Source organism: Mesorhizobium sp. M4A.F.Ca.ET.050.02.1.1, assembly GCF_003997725.1.
GTDB lineage: Bacteria > Pseudomonadota > Alphaproteobacteria > Rhizobiales > Rhizobiaceae > Mesorhizobium.
The window spans coordinates 1-553 of record NZ_RZSG01001454.1; the positions used below are offsets into that span (position 1 = coordinate 1).

At 63.5% G+C, this 553-nt stretch carries 1 protein-coding gene; it reads right to left on the minus strand.

Annotated features, from left to right (window positions below; translation table 11 throughout):
• Positions 1-553: tyrosine-type recombinase/integrase (locus EOA33_RS38095; protein WP_145989617.1), on the minus strand; the 553-nt coding region annotated here is incomplete at both ends.

The window sequence follows — 553 nt, forward strand, 5'->3', positions numbered from 1 at the left end:
CTGCATAGACGTTCGTGGTGTCCAGCGAGACGTGCCCGAGCCATCCGCGGACTGTGTTGATGTCGACGCCGGCGCGCAGGAGATGGGTCGCCGTGGTGTGGCGGATGGAGTGAGGGCTTACGCGCTTTGTCGCCAACGACGGCATTTTGGCGACGACCTTGAGGCCATAACGCTCGACGGCGGTATGGATCCCGAAGCGAGTGATGGGTTGGCCGCAGCGATTGAGGAAGACGGATCGAGAAGGGGCTCCGTCTGCGCCGGGTGCCCGTAACTCGACGACGGTGGGGGTCCACAATGGGCAATATCGCTGCTTGCCGCCCTTGCCATGGATTTTGACGCTGGGGGCGTTCAGGTCCGGGTCCGCCAGCTTGACGCCGACCGCCTCTGACGCTCTCGCACCAGTGTTGTAGAGGAACAGCAGCAGGGCGTAGTCGCGCCGACCCTGCTCCGTTCGCCGATCCGGAGCGGCGAGCAAGGCGTCGATCTCCGCCTTTTCGAGGTAAGGAACGACCGCCTGATCGGTCTTCTTGAATGGGATAGAACGGATCTGGCC